Genomic DNA, 16,091 nt, shown 5'->3' with positions numbered 1-16,091 from the left:
GTGTTTCACCCGGTGGCGGGGGTGAGGCGGCTGCGGACGAAGGGCCCGGTCGCAAGAGCGAGGACGGTGAAAGCGGTGAGGCGTTGCAACCCCGGCTGGGCCGACACGTCGATGTGCTGGATGCCGTACGCCGCGTACCAGTTGGCCGCCAGATCGGTCGCCATGATCGCGCACATGAGGTCCACACCGGCCCGCCTCCCGCGGAGCAGGAGCAGGGCGGCCGACGAGTCGAGGACGGCCAGCGAGGACCAGTACAGGTTCAGCCAGTCGGGGGCCCAGTCGTAGGGACGCAGGCCGTGGCGGAGAAGGCCGGCGAAGTGGGAGGCGGCGCCCACGAGGACCAGGACCACGACGTACAGCGCCACGAGTGCCACCACCCACCAGGGCGCGCGTCCCGTCCATCCCCTCATGCGCCCGACCGTCTCAGACCCGGGAGGCCGGGGTGTCGGCGCACCGCTCCTCCCGAGCGCCGCCGACCGCCCGCACGGCAGGGACATCACGATCGGCGCTCCGGCCGTCGGCGCCACCCGTCCGCACCACGATCCCGGCAGCAGGAACGAGGCGGGAGGTGCCTGCAGCCTTGCCCCATAAGGGAGTTCGGTATTCCGCAAGGTGGGTTCGGCGCCTCGCAGAAACAACTCGACGACGTCTTGCCGCTCGTGTCACACCGCCTATATAACGTTGTAAACCGAGCCGCCATGCCCCCACCGCACGCCGGCGAGCGTGCCGTCCTCCCGCCAAGGAGCGTCCCGCGCATGATGATCCAGCGCCGAACCCGTACCCTCGCCCTGGCCTGCCTCCTCGCCGCTACCGCCACGCTGGCCGCCTCCGGCTGCTCCAAGTCGGAGACCCCGGACGACGCGGGCGGGGACAACAGCCAGGCCGCCCAGGCGGCCAAGTCCCCCGAAAGCAGCTCCGGTCCGGGGTGCTCGCTCCAGACGTACGGTGCGCCGAAGCTGGACCTGAAGAACGCGGTCGTCGGCTTCTCGCAGTCGGAGAAGGAAGCCAACCCGTTCCGTATCGCCGAGACCCGGTCCATCAAGGACGAGGCCAAGAAGATCGGCGTGAAGAAGCTGCTCACCACCAATGCGCAGTCGCAGCTCTCCAAGCAGATCAGCGACATCCAGGACATGCTGTCCCAGGGCGCCCAGTTTCTGATCGTCGCCCCGTTGAACTCCGACGGTCTGGAGCCCGCGTTCAAGGCGGCCGCGGCCAAGAAGGTCCCGGTGCTCACCATCGACCGCAAGGTCAACTCCACCGTCTGCAAGGACTTCGTGGCCTTCCTCGGCTCCGATTTCGTGGAGCAGGGCAAGCGCGCGGCCGACGCGATGATCAAGGCGACCGGCGGCAAGGGCAAGGTCGCCATCCTCCTCGGCGCGTCCGGCAACAACGTCACCACCGACCGCACCAAGGGCTTCGTCGACCGGATCGAGGCCCAGGCGCCCGGCCTGCAGATCGTCGCCCGGCAGACCGGCGAGTTCGCCCGCGACAAGGGCCAGCAGGTCATGGAGCAGCTCATCCAGTCCAAGCCCGACATCACCGCCGTCTACGCGGAGAACGACGAGATGGGTCTCGGCGCCGTCACCGCCCTCAAGGCCGCGGGGAAGAAGCCCGGCAAGGACGTCAAGATCGTATCCGTGGACGGCACCCGGAACGCCGTGCAGGCCCTGGTCAACGGCGATTACAACGCCGTCATCGAGTCGAACCCGCGCTTCGGGCCGCTCGCCTTCGCCACCGCCCAGAAGTTCTACGGCGGCGAGGAGATCCCGGAGAACGTCATCATCTCCGACCGGGCGTACGACGAGTCCAACGCCAAGGCCTCGCTCGGCGGGGCGTACTGACCGCACCGATCTGTTCCCAGCCTCCGGTCCTCCTCCGCCGTGGCGCACCACCCGCCACGGTGGCACCGGCCCACACTCCCGGAACAGCGGAAGGCCAAGACGACTCATGGCACCACCGGAAGCAGTACCGCAGGCGCAGGCAGCCCACCCGGAGGCGGCGACCGTTCCGCCCGCCGCCGGTACCGTCCTCGAAGCCCGCTCGGTGAGCAAGCGGTTCCCGGGCGTCATCGCACTCGACGACGTCTCCTTCTCCCTGCGCGCCGGGGAGACCCATGCGCTGGTGGGGGAGAACGGCGCCGGCAAATCCACCTTGATCAAGGTCCTGACCGGTGTCCACCGGCCCGACGGGGGAGAGCTCCGGCTGAGCGGACAACCCGTCGGGTTCGCCCGGCCGTCCGAGGCCCAGCAGGCCGGGATCTCCACCATCTACCAGGAGGTGAACCTCGTCCCGCTGATGAGCGTGGCGCGCAACATCTTCCTCGGCCGTGAGCCCAAGAACCGCATCGGCCTCATCGACTTCGCCCGGATGCACCGCGAAACCACCGAACTGCTCGACGACTTCGGCATCCGCGTCGACCCCCGAAAGCCCCTGCACACGCTGGGCATCGGCACCCGGCAGATGGTCGCCCTGGCCCGCGCCGTCTCGGTCGACGCCCAGGTCGTCGTCATGGACGAACCCACCTCCTCGCTGGAACCGCGCGAGGTCGAGACCCTCTTCCGCGTCATCGAGAACCTGCGTGGCCAGGGCATCGCCGTCCTCTACGTCAGCCACCGCATGGACGAGCTGTACCGGATCTGCGACCGCGTCACCGTGCTCCGCGACGGCCGCCACATCCACACCGGCGACCTCGCCGGCCTCGACCGCATGCAACTCGTCTCGATGATGCTCGGCCGCGATCTGTCCGAGGTCCGCCGCACCGGTCGCACCCGGCTCAGCGGTATCACCAGCCGCACCGGTATCACCAGCCGGACCAGCCGCACCGGTATCACCGGCTCCGCAGGCGAGGGGCACGACACGGCACGCACCCCGGTACTCACCGCGACCGGCCTCAACCGTCGCCACCAACTCCACGACATATCACTGTCGTTGTACGGTGGCGAAGTGCTGGGCCTCGGCGGCCTCCTGGGCTCCGGCCGCAGCGAGACGGTGAAGGCACTCGCCGGTGCGCTCAGCCTGGATTCCGGAGAACTCACGGTCGGCGGACGGAAGTTGCGCCGGATCGGCTCGGCCGGTGCCATCCGCTCCGGAATCAGTCTGCTGCCCGAGGACCGCAAGGCCGAAGGCATCGTGCCCGGCCTCTCCGTGCGCGAGAACATCGTGCTGGCCGCCATGCCCCGGCTCTCCCGTTTCGGTGTGGTCTCCCGCCGCAAACAGGACCGTGTCGTCGACACCTTCATGAAACGGCTGCGGATCAAGGCGGCGAGCCCCGAGCAGAAGGTCGGCGAACTCTCCGGAGGCAACCAGCAGAAGGTTCTCCTCGCCCGCTGGCTCTGCCTGGAGCCCAAGGTGCTGCTGCTCGACGAACCGACCCGCGGCATCGATGTCGGCGCCAAGGCCGAGGTCCAGAGCCTCGTCGACGACCTCGCCCGCGAGGGCCTCGCCGTCCTGCTCATCTCCTCCGACATCGAGGAACTCATCGAGGGGGCCGACCGCATCGTCGTGCTGCGCGGCGGCTCGGTGGCGGGCGAACTCGCGGGCGATGCGGTGACCGAGAGCCATCTGCTCGAAGTGCTCGCCGACCACTCACCGGCGCCCGCCGGGAAGGCCCCGGCCGCTCAGGAGGACCCCCGATGACCACTCAGGCCGCCCTCCCCGCCCGCGGCCGCCCCCTGGCCCGGCTGCGCGACCCCGCCTGGTACCAGGAGTACGGCGTGTACGTCGCCGTGGCGGCGGTGTTCGTTTTCAACGCCCTGTTCACCGAGCACTTCATGACCGGCGACAATCTGCGCACCCAGCTCGTCCAGGTCGCCCCCGTCGTCATCGTCGCCCTGGGCATGGCCCTGGTCATCGGTACCGAGGGCATCGACCTGTCCGTCGGCTCGACGATGGCGCTCGCCGCCGCGCTTCTGCCGCTCTACCTCGGATACGGGCTCGTGCCCGCGCTCGTCGTCGCTCTGCTTGCCGGCGCGGTCGTCGGGGCGGTCAACGGCACCCTGGTCTCGATCGTCGGACTGCAGCCGATCGTCGCCACGCTCGCGCTGTTCGTCGGCGGCCGGGGCCTTGCCCTCGTCATGGCCGACGGACAGCTCAAGCAGATCGTCAACCCCGACCTGCTCGCGCTCGGCACCGGCTCCTTCCTCGGCATCCCGCTGGTCGTACTGATCGCCGCGATCCTCGCCGTGGCCGTGGCCTTCCTCGTCCGGCGCACCACCTTCGGCCGCCGGCTCGTGGCCGTCGGAGGCAACCGCTCCGCCGCCGCCCTGGCCGGACTGCCCGTGCGTCGCGTACTCATCGGCGTGTACGTGCTCTGCGGAGTGCTGGCCGCCCTCGCCGGCATCCTCGCCACCGCGAGGCTCACCGCCAGCGACCCCTCCTCGCTCGGCACCCTCATGGAACTCTCCGCCATCACGGCGGTCGTGGTCGGCGGCACCCCCCTCGACGGCGGTTCCGTCCGGGTGCTCGGCACCGTCGCGGGCGCCCTGCTGATGCAGTTGCTGCGGGCCACTCTCGTCAAGCACGACCTGCCCGACTCCACCGCACAGATCGCCCAGGCGGCCATCATCGTCGCCGCCGTCTACGTCGCCCGGGAGCGTCGGTCCCGATGAACGAAACCACACCCGCGGCGGTGGCCCAGGTCCTCCCGCCGCGCAAGAGCCCCGCAGCATCCGAAGACGGCGCACCCCGCCCCGCAGCAGGGCCCGAGCCCGCGCTCACGCAACGGCTCGTCGGACTCCTCCAGCGCCAGGGTGTGCTCGCCGTCCTGCTGACCGTCGTGATCGTCGCCTCGTTCGTCTACCCGACGTTTGCCACACTGGACAACACCCGCGGTGTGACCGTGCAGGCGTCGTTCCTTGCCGTGGTCGCCCTCGGCATGACCATGGTCATCATCACCGGCGGCATCGACCTGTCCGTCGGCTCCGTCTTCGCCCTCGGCGGAGTGCTCGCCGCGTGGGCCTCGCAATGGGGCATCCTGCCCGCACTGTTCGTACCGCTCACGGTCTGCGGCGCGATCGGCCTGCTCAACGGATTCCTGATCGCCCGCGCCGGGATGGCCCCCTTCATCGTCACCCTCGCGACCCTGCTGGCGGCCCGCGGCATGCTCCTCGCCTTCACCGACGAGGGCGCCACCACCTACCTGGTGCCCAAGGGCTCCGCCTTCGCCGAGCTGGGGCAGGGCAGTGTATGGGGCTTCGGCCACCCGGTCCTCATCGCCCTGGGGCTGTTCGGCGCCGGCGGACTGCTGCTGCAGCGCACCTCGTTCGGACAGACCCTCTTCGCCGTCGGCGGCAGCAGCGACGCGGCCACCCTGATGGGCCTGCCCGTCGCCCGTACGAAACTCCTTGTGTACACGCTCAGTGGTCTGCTGGCCGGACTCGCCGGTGCGCTGAACGCGGCCAGGCTGTCCTCCGGCGTCACCATCGTCGGCGTGGGCACGGAACTCGACGCGATCTCCGCTGTCGTCATCGGCGGCACCCTCCTCGTCGGCGGCGCGGGATCGGTCAGCGGCACCCTCTGGGGCGTCCTGCTGCTGGCCGTCATCCAGAACCTCATCAACCAGATCGGCTCGCTGAACTCCTCGTACCAGTCGGTGGTCAGCGGAGGGTTCCTTATCGTTGTCGTCGTGGCCCAGCGCGGTCTGGCGCGCAGCCGCAGAACCACCTGAGCCGTGCCGGACCAGCCGGGCCGATCCAGTGCGCACCGGTGCGCATCGAACCGAAGCGGGGAGTGCCGTGGGCGTCAGCCTCAAGGACGTTGCACAACGGGCGGGCGTGTCCATCAAGACCGTGTCGAACGTGGTGAACAACTATCAACACGTCACACCGAAGATGCGCGCCAAGGTGCAGCAGGCCATCGACGAACTCGGCTACCGGCCGAACCTCACCGCACGCCATCTGCGCAAGGGCCGCACCGGCATCATCGCGCTCGCCGTGCCCGAGTTCGGCAACCCGTACTTCGCGGAGCTCGCGGGCGCGGTCGTCGACGCCGCCGCCCGGCACGACTACACCGTCCTGGTCGACCACACCGCCGGCCTCCGCGAGAAGGAACTCCTGGTCAGCCAGGGCTTCCGGTCCCATGTGATCGACGGCCTCATCCTCAGCCCGATCCACCTGGAGACCGAGGACCTCATGGCGCGCACCGAGACCGCGCCCCTGGTCCTGCTCGGCGAGCGGGAGTACGAGGCCCCGTACGACCACATCGCCATCGACAACGTGGCCGCCTCCCGCGACGCCGTACGCCATCTCATCGAGCGCGGTCACCGCCGGATCGCCTTTCTCGGCTCCCGAACCGGACGCGAGCGCCAGCCCGCCCATCTGCGGCTGCGCGGCTGGCGCGAGGAACTCGCCGCGGCCGGCATCGAGCCCGACGAGTCGCTGGTGGTGGTCACCGACGGCTACGGGCGCGAGGACGGCGCCACCGCTATGGCCGCCCTCCTCGACCGGGGAGAGCGGCCCGACGCGGTGTTCGCGTACAACGACCTCATCGCCATCGGCGCCATGCGCACCCTCGGTTCACGCGGGCTCCGCATCCCCGAGGACGTCGCCGTCGTCGGTTTCGACAACATCGAGGAGAGCCTGTACGGGGCCACCACGCTCACCACCATCGCCCCCGACAAGGAGGCGATCGCCCGGCTCGCCGTCGACAGCCTGGTCGAACGGCTCTCCGGCGGCCCGGTGTCCGAACCACGGCGGCCCCGCCCCGGCTACCGGCTCGTCGTCCGCGAATCCACAACTACTACTTGAGATACGGACCCGCCGTGCCGATCCTGCCGGGCGCCGCGTTCCTGCCGCCCAGGTCGAGGACGTAGACGCGCAGATTGCCCTTGCCGGGTGCGGCGACCGAGAGCTTGCCGTCCGACACCACCCGGGTGTCCCCGGTGACGGCGTCCTTGTAGGTGCCGTTGGGGATCCCGGTGTAGTCGGCCGCGCCGGTGACGGTCACCAGCGCGAAGCTGTCGGTCCCGCTCGCGGTGTCGGTGTAGCGGCGCTTGTACGCCATCGAGCCGGTGATGCCCTCGGTGGAGTACTGGCCCATCTGCAGCGCGGGCACGGCGCGCCGGATCTCGTTCAGCCGCTGGAGATGCTTGACCAGCGGCTTGGCGAGCGTGTCGGCGACCTCGCCGGTGGCCGACGAGACCTTGCCGAAGTCGGACGCCTCGATCGTGCCGGCGAGATGGTCGCCGTAATAGGCACGACCGGTGCTCGCCAGTGGGCAGCTGGGCCCGCAGTCGATCTTCTTGCCCGCCTGGAACTCGATCTCGGAGCCGTAGTAGAGAGTCGGGATGCCGCGGAACGTCCACATCAGCGACATGTTCTCGGCCCAGGCGTCGGTCCCGCCCGCGTAGCGCTCACTGCTCTTGTTGGGCCCGTAGTCGTGGCTGTCGACGTACACGACGTTGTACGTGGCGTCGTTGTAACTGTCGTCGGAGTCCTTGCCGTTGTGGAACGCGTTGTCGGCGTCACCGAAGTTCATGTGCATCCGCATGTCGATGACGTTCATGCCGGAGAACCGGCTGTGGTCCGGTGTGTGGTAGGCGTTTCCGTCCAGGAAGGCGTTGGTGGAGGTGGGCTGGGCTCCGGTGCCGAGCTGCTCCTCGTAGTCGTACATCTCCAGCGCGGCCTCGGTGTCGTCGGCGTCGTACTCCTTGCGCTCCTTCCAGGTGAAGAACTGTGCGGAGTGATTGACCGAGCCACGGTTCCACTTGTCGTTCACGAAGGCTCCGACCTCACCGAAGACGAAGAAGTTCTTCGCCGCCTCGGCACCGAACCGTGAGGCGACGCGCTCCTGGATGGCGGGCAGGAAGCGGCGGTTCCACGTGGTGCGCGGAATGTGGACGGCGGTGTCGATGCGGAAGCCGTCGACGCCCATGTCGATGTACTTGTCGTAGGCGCCGATCAGGTAGTTCTGGACGGGCGCGCTCTCGGTGTTGAAGTCGGCCAGGTCCTCGTGCAGCCAGCAGCTGCGGGAGTCCTCGCCCTCCCAGTTCCCGAGCCAGCAGTTGTGGTAGTAGACCTTGGGGAACATGCCCGAAGTCGGGTTCGGCCACTGGCAGTTGTACAGCTTGTAGCCCTCCGGGGAGGTTCCGCCAGTGGGCTTGCCCCAGTTGAGACAGGTGTTTCCGGACGGTTCTGCAGTGGACCAGAGATCGCCGTTGTAGTACGACTTCCCGGACTTCGGCTCGACACTGACACCGTCGTACTCGAAGTCCTCGTTCTTCTCGTCGTAGTACCAGCTCCACTGGTCGTCGCGGACTCCGTACACCGTCGGTGTCAAGAGGCCCTCGGCGCCCCAGCGCGAGGAGTGGTTGTAGACGACGTCCTGGTAGATCTTCATGCCCTTGGCATGGGCGGCATCGATCAGGTCCTGGTACGAGGCGCCGGCGGACTCCAGCCGGCCGTCGACCTTGTAGAAGTCGTAGCCGTGATAGCCGTGGTAGTCGTAGTCGGACCGGTTCAGTACGACCGGGGTGATCCAGATCGCGGAGAAGCCCAGGCCCTTGATGTAGTCGAGCTTGTCGACCAGGCCCTTGAAGTCGTCGCGGAACATCGGGTCGTTGTTGGCCGCGTTGCCGGATTTCTCGTGCTGGCTGCCGCCCCGGTTGTTGGAGCTGTCGCCGTCGTCGAACCGGGCGGTGAGCACGAAGTAGATCGGGTCCTTGCGCGGGTCGGTGCCCAGTGGTTTCCCGGCGGCCGGAGTGGTGGGCTTCTCCCCGGTGGTGGCGGTGGCGGCGGCCGATGCCGCGGACACGTTGCCGGCCGCGTCCACGGCCTTCACCGTGTAGCTGTAGGCGGTCCTCTCCTCCAGGTTCGCATCGGAGTAGACCGTGGAGCCCACGTCGGTGACCATCGTGCCCCTGGTGCCGCCGGTCCGGGTCACCTGGTACTTGGTGACGCCGCGGTTGTCGGTGGACGGGTCCCAGGTCAGCACGATCGACAGGCCGTCCGCGTCGGCCTTCGCCTTCGCGGGCGGGGTCGGGGCCTCGGTGTCGCCCGGTTCCGTGGCGCACGGGTTCTCGGCGCCGGTGGTGACGACCTTGTCCCTGACCGTGGAAACACCCGCCGGGATCGTGTAGTTGCTGCCGTTGTTGTTGTCCCAGACCCCGTTGCCGTTGTTGAACGCGGCCTGCATGGAGCCGGCAACGCCGAGATCGACGGACCGCTTCACCCACCCCGTACAGGCTGCCTCCATGCCCACGCCCGGCACGGCGGTCCACGATCCGCCCGCCGGCTGGTAGTGGATATTGGCGGTGGACCTGCCGACGGTGGTCGTCGAGTAGTAGACCGAGGCGGTGCCGGTGTCCGTGGGGGAGGGCGAGGGGTCCGGGCCGGTGTCGGTGCACGGGTCGCTGTGGGCCACGACCCCGTCCTTGACGGTGATGTTGCCGGTGCCCAACGCGTAGTTCTTTCCGGCGTTGTTGTCCCAGGTGCCCGAGCCGTTGTTGAACGTCGCGGCCAGTCCGGACGCGCTGCCCAGGCTGACGGTCTTCTTCACCCAGTCGGTGCAGGCGGCCTCCATCCGCACTCCGGGCACGGTCGTCCACGAGCCGCCGTCGGGCGCGTAATGCAGGTCGTACGCCGACCAGTTCCTGGTCTTCGTGTAGTAGAAGACCGTCGCGGTGTTCTCCGACGTCGCGGCGGGAACGGTGGACGGAGCGGCGGTCTCCGGTACGGCGGTCAGGAGTCCCAGAAGCCCGGTAGCTGCTACGGCTGCCGCCAAGGGGCATCTCAGCACGGAGCGTGGGGTGCGTTTCATTCGTGTCTCCAGGGGAGGGCCACGGCCGGGGGCCGCGGCAGCCGGAGAACCCTGACGCGCCTCGGGGTTCGGGCGAGCAGTCCATTCCGATGAGCAAGATCTGCCGGAATTTTGCTGCAATCTCTTGCGGTGAGGAAGTTACCTGGGCATGACAGGTGCGTAAAGAGGTACGGCGCCGGCAGTGCTGCGGACACCGGGAATGGCGGACTGCACAACGGGGTTGGGGCGTTCATGACCTACTTTGTTGACGTGACCGTCCGGGGCTACGAGCTCGACACGCAGGGACATCTGAACCAGGCCGTCTATTTGCAGTACGCGGAGCACGCACGCTGGGAACTCCTGCGCGCCGCCGGCCTGCCGCAGGACAAGCTGCTGGCCAGCGGCGTCGGGCCGGTCGCGCTGGAGACGACGGTGAAGTTCCTGCGGGAACTCCGCGGCGGCGACCGGGTGCGGGTGACCTGCCGGTTCGTGTACGGCGAGGGGAAGACGTTCACGGTCTCGCAGCAGATCCTCAAGGAGGACGGCACCGTCGCCGCCGAGGTCACGGGCGTGGCGGGGATGCTCGACCTGACGGCCCGCAAGCTGATCGCCGATCCGGCCGGCCATCTCGCCTCGCTCGCCGACAACCCGGAGCTGCTCAGCCAGTGATGGACGGCCGTCGGTCGGTCCGGTCAGATCTCCACGATCCCGATGTGCGTGCGGTGGTGGCGAGGGGCATCGGCCTCGTCGAGCAGGGCCACGGCGAAGTCGCCGTAGGAGATCCGGGCGGCTGGGTCGACCGCGGCCGTGGTGTACCGGCCGGAGCGTGCCCCGTCGTGGTCGAAGTCTCCGGCAGGGCTGACGACCAGCCAGTCCAGCGCGCCGGCCGCGGTACGCAGCACCGCGGTTCCGGCTGCGTGGCTGTGGCTGAAGGGACGGAACTCCTCCGGAAAACCAGGGGTGTCCATCAACGGGGTTCCGTCGGCCGTCTCCATGGTCGCCGACAGACCGACGTGGACGAGCCGGCGCACACCGGCACGCGTCAGCCCATTGGTGAGCGCGCGGGCCGCCGCTGTGAAGAAGGCGTCCGGCACGGCGCCGGCGTCGTGCACCGCCGCGATCGCGGCGTCGTGCCCGGCCGCGAGAGCGGCGACGGCCTCGGCGTCGGTGACGTCCCCGGCCACGAGTCCGACGCCCGGAGCTTCGAGCTTCCGGTACTTGGCCGGTACGCGTACGACCGCGGTGACCCGGTGCCCGCGGCGGAGGGCCTCCCCGACCGCTGCCGCCCCCGCACGTCCACCCGCGCCGAAGATGATGACTCTGCTCATGGGCCTGCCTCGCCTCTCGTTCCGGAACGTCTGTGCCGACGTGCTCGGGAAAGGTGGTCGGACCCGTGGTTACCTCCCGGATACCTCGTTACTGTGGCTCCGTGACCAAGCCGCTGGACCCGGACATGTTCGACCCGGTCTGCCCCTCCGGGCTGATGCCGATCCGTGTGGGGGACAAATGGTCCGGGATGATCGTCCAGTGTCTGGAGGACGGCCCGCGGCGCTTCTCCGAGCTGCGGATTCCCTTGCGCACCATCGCACCCAAGGTCCTCACCCAGTCGCTCCGGTCGCTGGAGCGCGACGGTTTCGTCGTGCGCACCGCCGGACATGCCGGAGTGGCGCGGCACGTCCGGTACGAACTGACCCCGCTCGGCCGGAGCCTGCTCGGCCTGCTGGACATGGTGCGCGGTTGGGCGGAGGCCCACATGGATGAGCTCATCGAAGCCCGCGAGGCGGCATCGTGTATGGACCGCACGGGCTGAGACGGGACAGGCCCACTGTCCGGTGCATGTCGAAGTGCCAGTCGACCTGTGAGTCGAACTACGATGGGTCTCGTATTATGGGAGACCGGAACGATCCCGGTCGTGGAACGAACAAGCCCAGGAAGTGGAGCCGTCGTGACCCCCGCCAGCGCCCCCGCCGCAAGCGCCGCCGAGGCCGGTGGCCGTGTGCTCGACCACCCCGTGCGGGACGAGATCCGCATCGAAGCGGTACTCCACGCGCTCTCCGACCCGATGCGACTGCGCATCGTCCGCGAGCTGGCCGCGGCCGAGTCCGAACTCACCTGTTCCTGTTTCGATCTGCCGGTGTCCAAATCCACGTCCACGCACCACTTCCGGGTGCTGCGCGAGAGCGGGATCGTCCAGCAGATCTACCGTGGCACCGCCAAGATGAACGGCTTGCGACGGGACGACCTGGAGGCACTGTTCCCCGGGCTGCTCGACCGTGTCCTCGACGCGGCGAACCGCCAGGTCCAGCGCATCGGCGAGGACCGATAGCCTTACGATCCGTGTCGGCCGCCACCTCGCGCGGCGCTCAGCAGTCCCGCCCAGTCCGGGATCTTCACCCGCTCCCGGCCCAGCGACCGGCCCAGTTCCGCCTCCGCCCGCTCGATGGACAGCCAGCCCTGCCACTCCACCGGCCGCAGCCCCCACGCCCGCAGCGCCGCCACCGGATCGGGTGCCGACGGGCGCCGCGCGAGCAGTGGGGCGTCGTCGAGCAGCGAAGCCACCGTCTCCTTCGCGCACGACCGGTTCGAGCCGATCACCCCGGTCGGCCCCCGCTTGATCCACCCGGCGACGTACTCCCCGGGCGACGGCACCCCGTCCCGCAGCACCCGCCCCGCCAGATGCGGCACCGTCCCGCGCACCGGGTCGAAGGGCAGGCCGGGCAGCGGAATGCCGCGGTAGCCGACCGCCCGCAGCACGAGCTGGGCGGCGATGTCCTCGTACGTACCGGCGTCGCGCACGCCCCCGCTGCCGTCCGGCACGGTACGGGCGAACCGCACCCCGGCCACCCGGCCGTGCCGCTCCAGCAGCTCGACGGGACGCAGAAAGAACCGCAGGTGGATGGTGCGCACCGGATTTCCGCCGGTGCCCGCCCCTTCGGCGTCGGCCGCGGCCCAGCCGCGCAGGACCTCCACATTGCGCCGCGCCGCCGCCGTCGGAGGCGGCGCGTTCGGAGGCGAGGACAGGGCAGGGGCCCGGGGGGACGGATCGGCGTACGCCGGATCGCGGGCGAGCTCCGCTTCGTCCACCACGACCCGGACCCGGGGCAGACCGCCCAGCTCGCGCAGCTCCTTGGTGGTGAACCTGGCCTGTGACGGTCCGCGTCTGCCCGCCATGTGGACCTCGCGCACCCGGCTGCCGGCCAGCGCTCCGAGCGCACCGTGCGGCACATCGGTGGGGCGCAGCTCCCGCGCGCCCCGCGAGAGGATCCGTGCCACGTCCACCGCCACGTTGCCGGCCCCGATCACCACGACCGAACGAGCCTGGAGCGCGAAGCCGTCGGCGGCCGCGTCGGGGTGCGCGCTGTACCACGAGACGAACTCGGTGGCGGAGCAGCTGCCGGGCAGATCCTCGCCGGGGACGGCGAGAGCGCGGTCGGTCGCGGCGCCGACGCAGTAGACCACCGCATCGTAGAGCTCGCCGAGCCGCTCGGGCGGAATCCCGTCGCCGCCCACCTCGACATTCCCGAGGAAGGTGATCCGCTCGTGTTCCAGAACGGTCCGCAGGCTGTTCTGCAGCGACTTGATCTTCTCGTGGTCCGGGGCGACGCCGTACCGCACCAGGCCGTACGGGCAGGGGAGCCGGTCCAGCACATGGACCCGGACGTCGGGAACCCGGTCCTGAGCGATCAGGGCCTGGGCGGTGTAGACCCCGCTGGGACCGGAGCCAACGACGGCGACACGGAGCACGGCGCACCTCTTCCCGGAGGATCTCTCCAGCATGGCACCGGTGGGCGGAACGGGGGAGAGGCGCGCCAGGGCCTCGTCAGGACGACATCGTGCGCATTCTGTTGATCTCCACCGTCTGCTGGGCGACGACGTCCCCGGCCATCTCCTCGATCTGCACGTTGTTTCCCTCCGCGAGCACCTCGGTCGCCATCGTGATCGCTCCCTGGTGGTGGGTGATCATCAACTTCAGGAAGAGCTTGTCGAAGGCCGTGCCGTCCGCCTCGCGCAACCGCTTCAGCTGTGCGGGGGTCGCCATCCCGGGCATCGCCGAGTGATCGTGGGCGGATGCGCGCCCCTCACCGTCGTTGTGCACGAGCCACCCTTCCATGGCGCCGATCTCCGGCTTCTGGCTTGCGGTGATGCGCTCGGCGAGCCGTTTGACCGAGGAGGATCCGGAGCGGGACGGGGCGAGCGCGGTCAGCTCAAGGGCCTGGGCGTGGTGTTGGATCATCATCTGCGCATAGCGGTAGTCGGCCGAGTTGGGGGTGCCGTCCCCGGCGGCCTTCGCGGCCTCCTCGGCGGAAAGCGTCCGTGCGGGCTCGCCCGGCTTTCCGGGCGCCACCACCGAAGGGCCCCCGCCGGCCCGCGCCTTCGTACGGTTTTCGCCGTCTCCCGCATCGCACGCGGAGAGGGCGAGGGCGGCGGACACGGCTGCCGCGACGAGAACGGATTTGCGTACACACATGGTCTGACGGCGGATCAACAAGTGGACCTCCATGGCCATATGGGTGGCTGCCGACCGTGCTAAGGGCCGTCCCGTAATCCCTGGTGGATCACGGGACAGCCCTTAGCACGCTTCCGCACGGCAGTGGTCGGACACCTTCATTACGTCTCTGTTGCCATCTGTTGGGATCACCATGGGAAGGACGATACTGCCGAGGACCGTGAACCGTTCAACTACGTTCGGATACATGGGAGGACGCAGTGATTTCGTTGCACACGAGCCCGGTGCGGCGCAGACGCCTGGGTGTGGCGGCGGCCGCCGCCGGCCTGCTGGCCACTCTGCTGATGGCCGGACCCGCGACCGCGACGCCCGACCCCGGTGACACGGGCGCGGCCCGAACCGATGTCTCCGCCGCCCAGCAGGCCGAAGCCACGGCCGCCATCAACAGCGGCGAAGTACCCGGCGTGGACGAGGTCGTCCACAGCGGCAACATCACCCATCTGGCCAACGTTCCGAAGGACGCGCTCAAGGGCACCAACACGGACCTGGCCTTCCAGGGGAAGTACGCCTTCGCCGGAAACTACGACGGCTTCCGGATCTTCGACATCAGCAACCCCAGGTCCCCGAAGACGGTCGCGCAGGTCCTCTGCCCCGGCTCGCAGAACGACATCTCGGTCTCGGGCAACCTGCTCTTCCTGTCCACCGACTCCTCGCGCAGCGACAACTCCTGCACCAGCACCACCCAGCCCGCCACGGAGAAGTCTTCCTGGGAGGGCATGAAGGTCTTCGACATCAGCGACAAGCGCAACCCGAAGTACGTCGCCGCCGTCGAGACCGCGTGCGGATCGCACACCCACACACTGGTCCCCGAGCGCAAGAACGTGTACGTGTACGTCTCCTCGTACTCGCCGAGCGCGACGTTCCCCGACTGCCAGCCGCCGCACGACGGGATCTCCGTCATCAAGGTGCCGCGCAACGCGCCCGAGAAGGCCGCTGTCGTGAACTTCCCGGTGCTCTTCCCGGACGGCGGCAACCCGGGTGCTCCGGACAACCCCGGCGTCTCCAAGACCACCGGGTGCCACGACATCACCGTGCTGCCCTCGAAGGACCTGGCCGCCGGTGCCTGCATGGGTGACGGCCTGCTGTTCTCCATCAAGGACCCTGAGAACCCGAAGATCATCGACCGGGTGCAGGACAATGTGAACTTCGCGTTCTGGCACTCCGCGACGTTCAACCAGACGACGGACAAGGTCGTCTTCACCGATGAGCTCGGCGGCGGTGGCGCGGCCACCTGCAACGAGGAGATCGGCCCGAAGCGCGGTGCCAACGGCATCTACGACATCGTCGGCAGGGGCGACCACCGCAAGCTGGTCTTCCGCAGCTACTTCAAGATCGACCGCCCGCAGGCCGACACCGAGGTCTGCGTCGCCCACAACGGTTCGATCATCCCGGTCAAGGGCCGCGACCTGATGGTCCAGGCCTGGTACCAGGGCGGGGTGTCGGTGTGGGACTTCACCGACTCGTCGAAGCCGAAGGAGATCGGTTACTTCGAGCGCGGCCCGGTCAGCACCGACGCCGTCACCACGGCCGGCCCCTGGTCGGCGTACTACTACAACGGCTACATCTACTCCAACGACATCGCCAAGGGCTTCGACGTCCTGAAGCTCGACGACCGGCGGACCGACCCGGCGAAGCGGGTGCGGCTGGACGAGCTCAATGTGCAGACGCAGCCGGACTACTTCGACCGCTGACCGGCCGGATCCTCCACCCGGCCCGCAACAGCCGGCGCCACCGAGCATCGCAGGCGTCCCGCAGGGCGGTTTCCCCCGCCCCCCCCGCCCCCTCCGAGCATCTCCCACCCCACTCCCTTGCCGCCGCGGCGACAACATAGTGCTTTGACCCACACAAAAAA

General features: G+C 69.1%; 14 protein-coding genes. 9 read left to right on the top strand and 5 right to left on the bottom strand.

What is annotated here, in order from left to right:
* Positions 1–5: 5 nt before the first annotated feature.
* Positions 6–410: a hypothetical protein gene (locus tag ACFVX4_RS36890; protein ID WP_389986380.1), complete on the bottom strand. Its 405-nt coding sequence runs from the start codon at positions 408–410 to the stop codon at positions 6–8.
* Between the two features lie 345 nt (positions 411–755).
* On the opposite strand from ACFVX4_RS36890, the gene ACFVX4_RS36885 reads away from it, so the two are divergent.
* The 5 genes from ACFVX4_RS36885 (at position 756) to ACFVX4_RS36865 (ending at position 6,743) form a co-directional block, all read left to right on the top strand.
* Positions 756–1,841 carry an ABC transporter substrate-binding protein gene (locus ACFVX4_RS36885; RefSeq protein ID WP_389986377.1) on the top strand — a complete coding sequence of 362 codons (1,086 nt, stop codon included), beginning with the start codon at positions 756–758 and terminating at the stop codon, positions 1,839–1,841.
* Positions 1,842–1,947: 106 nt separating this feature from the next.
* Positions 1,948–3,636: a sugar ABC transporter ATP-binding protein gene (locus ACFVX4_RS36880; protein WP_389986374.1), complete on the top strand. Its 1,689-nt coding sequence runs from the start codon at positions 1,948–1,950 to the stop codon at positions 3,634–3,636.
* Positions 3,633–4,607: an ABC transporter permease gene (locus tag ACFVX4_RS36875; protein ID WP_389986371.1), complete on the top strand. Its 975-nt coding sequence runs from the start codon at positions 3,633–3,635 to the stop codon at positions 4,605–4,607. Before ACFVX4_RS36880 ends, ACFVX4_RS36875 begins: the two co-directional genes overlap by 4 nt.
* Positions 4,604–5,665 (top strand): ABC transporter permease, encoded by a 1,062-nt coding sequence (locus ACFVX4_RS36870; protein ID WP_389986368.1) that lies wholly within the window; start codon positions 4,604–4,606, stop codon positions 5,663–5,665. The genes ACFVX4_RS36875 and ACFVX4_RS36870 overlap by 4 nt, the downstream gene beginning before the upstream one ends.
* Before the next feature lie 67 nt (positions 5,666–5,732).
* On the top strand, positions 5,733–6,743 hold the full coding sequence (locus ACFVX4_RS36865) for a LacI family DNA-binding transcriptional regulator (protein ID WP_389986365.1): 1,011 nt from the start codon (positions 5,733–5,735) through the stop codon (positions 6,741–6,743).
* On the opposite strand, the gene ACFVX4_RS36860 is transcribed toward ACFVX4_RS36865, so the two are convergent.
* Entirely contained in the window at positions 6,736–9,753 is a 3,018-nt protein-coding gene (locus ACFVX4_RS36860; RefSeq protein WP_389986363.1) for a carbohydrate binding domain-containing protein, read from the bottom strand. The genes ACFVX4_RS36865 and ACFVX4_RS36860 overlap by 8 nt on opposite strands.
* A 231-nt stretch (positions 9,754–9,984) precedes the next feature.
* On the opposite strand from ACFVX4_RS36860, the gene ACFVX4_RS36855 reads away from it, so the two are divergent.
* Positions 9,985–10,401 (top strand): thioesterase family protein, encoded by a 417-nt coding sequence (locus tag ACFVX4_RS36855; RefSeq protein ID WP_266423211.1) that lies wholly within the window; start codon positions 9,985–9,987, stop codon positions 10,399–10,401.
* Between the two features lie 23 nt (positions 10,402–10,424).
* Here the strand turns inward: ACFVX4_RS36855 and ACFVX4_RS36850 are convergent, their stop codons facing one another.
* Positions 10,425–11,060, bottom strand: a complete 636-nt coding sequence (locus ACFVX4_RS36850; RefSeq protein WP_389986359.1) for an NAD(P)-dependent oxidoreductase — start codon at positions 11,058–11,060, stop codon at positions 10,425–10,427.
* A gap of 101 nt (positions 11,061–11,161) precedes the next feature.
* Between ACFVX4_RS36850 and ACFVX4_RS36845 the strand changes: the two genes are divergently transcribed.
* Both ACFVX4_RS36845 and ACFVX4_RS36840 read left to right on the top strand, forming a co-directional pair.
* On the top strand, positions 11,162–11,542 hold the full coding sequence (locus ACFVX4_RS36845; RefSeq protein WP_389986356.1) for a winged helix-turn-helix transcriptional regulator: 381 nt from the start codon (positions 11,162–11,164) through the stop codon (positions 11,540–11,542).
* Between the two features lie 135 nt (positions 11,543–11,677).
* Positions 11,678–12,058: an ArsR/SmtB family transcription factor gene (locus ACFVX4_RS36840; RefSeq protein ID WP_389986353.1), complete on the top strand. Its 381-nt coding sequence runs from the start codon at positions 11,678–11,680 to the stop codon at positions 12,056–12,058.
* Positions 12,059–12,060: 2 nt separating this feature from the next.
* Here ACFVX4_RS36840 and ACFVX4_RS36835 read toward each other — a convergent pair whose 3' ends face one another.
* On the bottom strand, positions 12,061–13,476 hold the full coding sequence (locus ACFVX4_RS36835) for an FAD-dependent oxidoreductase (RefSeq protein ID WP_389986350.1): 1,416 nt from the start codon (positions 13,474–13,476) through the stop codon (positions 12,061–12,063).
* 76 nt (positions 13,477–13,552) lie between these two features.
* Entirely contained in the window at positions 13,553–14,239 is a 687-nt protein-coding gene (locus ACFVX4_RS36830; RefSeq protein ID WP_389986347.1) for a DUF305 domain-containing protein, read from the bottom strand.
* Between the two features lie 200 nt (positions 14,240–14,439).
* Here ACFVX4_RS36830 and ACFVX4_RS36825 point away from each other — a divergent pair, with 200 nt between their 5' ends.
* Entirely contained in the window at positions 14,440–15,930 is a 1,491-nt protein-coding gene (locus ACFVX4_RS36825; protein ID WP_389986344.1) for an LVIVD repeat-containing protein, read from the top strand.
* Positions 15,931–16,091: the final 161 nt, after the last annotated feature.

Source organism: Streptomyces sp. NPDC058240 (genome assembly GCF_042882135.1).
Lineage (GTDB): Bacteria > Actinomycetota > Actinomycetes > Streptomycetales > Streptomycetaceae > Streptomyces.
The sequence above is the reverse complement of the archived record's forward strand: the minus strand, read 5'-3'. Positions and strand labels throughout refer to the sequence as shown.

Excerpts from the sequence above, each read along its gene's own strand:
- ACFVX4_RS36890 (WP_389986380.1), bottom strand. The coding sequence starts at position 410 with ATGAGGGGATGGACGGGACGCGCGCCCTGGTGGGTGGTGGCACTCGTG.
- ACFVX4_RS36885 (WP_389986377.1), top strand. The coding sequence starts at position 756 with ATGATGATCCAGCGCCGAACCCGTACCCTCGCCCTGGCCTGCCTCCTC.
- ACFVX4_RS36880 (WP_389986374.1), top strand. The coding sequence starts at position 1,948 with ATGGCACCACCGGAAGCAGTACCGCAGGCGCAGGCAGCCCACCCGGAG.
- ACFVX4_RS36875 (WP_389986371.1), top strand. The coding sequence starts at position 3,633 with ATGACCACTCAGGCCGCCCTCCCCGCCCGCGGCCGCCCCCTGGCCCGG.
- ACFVX4_RS36870 (WP_389986368.1), top strand. The coding sequence starts at position 4,604 with ATGAACGAAACCACACCCGCGGCGGTGGCCCAGGTCCTCCCGCCGCGC.
- ACFVX4_RS36860 (WP_389986363.1), bottom strand. The coding sequence starts at position 9,753 with ATGAAACGCACCCCACGCTCCGTGCTGAGATGCCCCTTGGCGGCAGCC.
- ACFVX4_RS36855 (WP_266423211.1), top strand. The coding sequence starts at position 9,985 with ATGACCTACTTTGTTGACGTGACCGTCCGGGGCTACGAGCTCGACACG.
- ACFVX4_RS36850 (WP_389986359.1), bottom strand. The coding sequence starts at position 11,060 with ATGAGCAGAGTCATCATCTTCGGCGCGGGTGGACGTGCGGGGGCGGCA.
- ACFVX4_RS36830 (WP_389986347.1), bottom strand. The coding sequence starts at position 14,239 with ATGGCCATGGAGGTCCACTTGTTGATCCGCCGTCAGACCATGTGTGTA.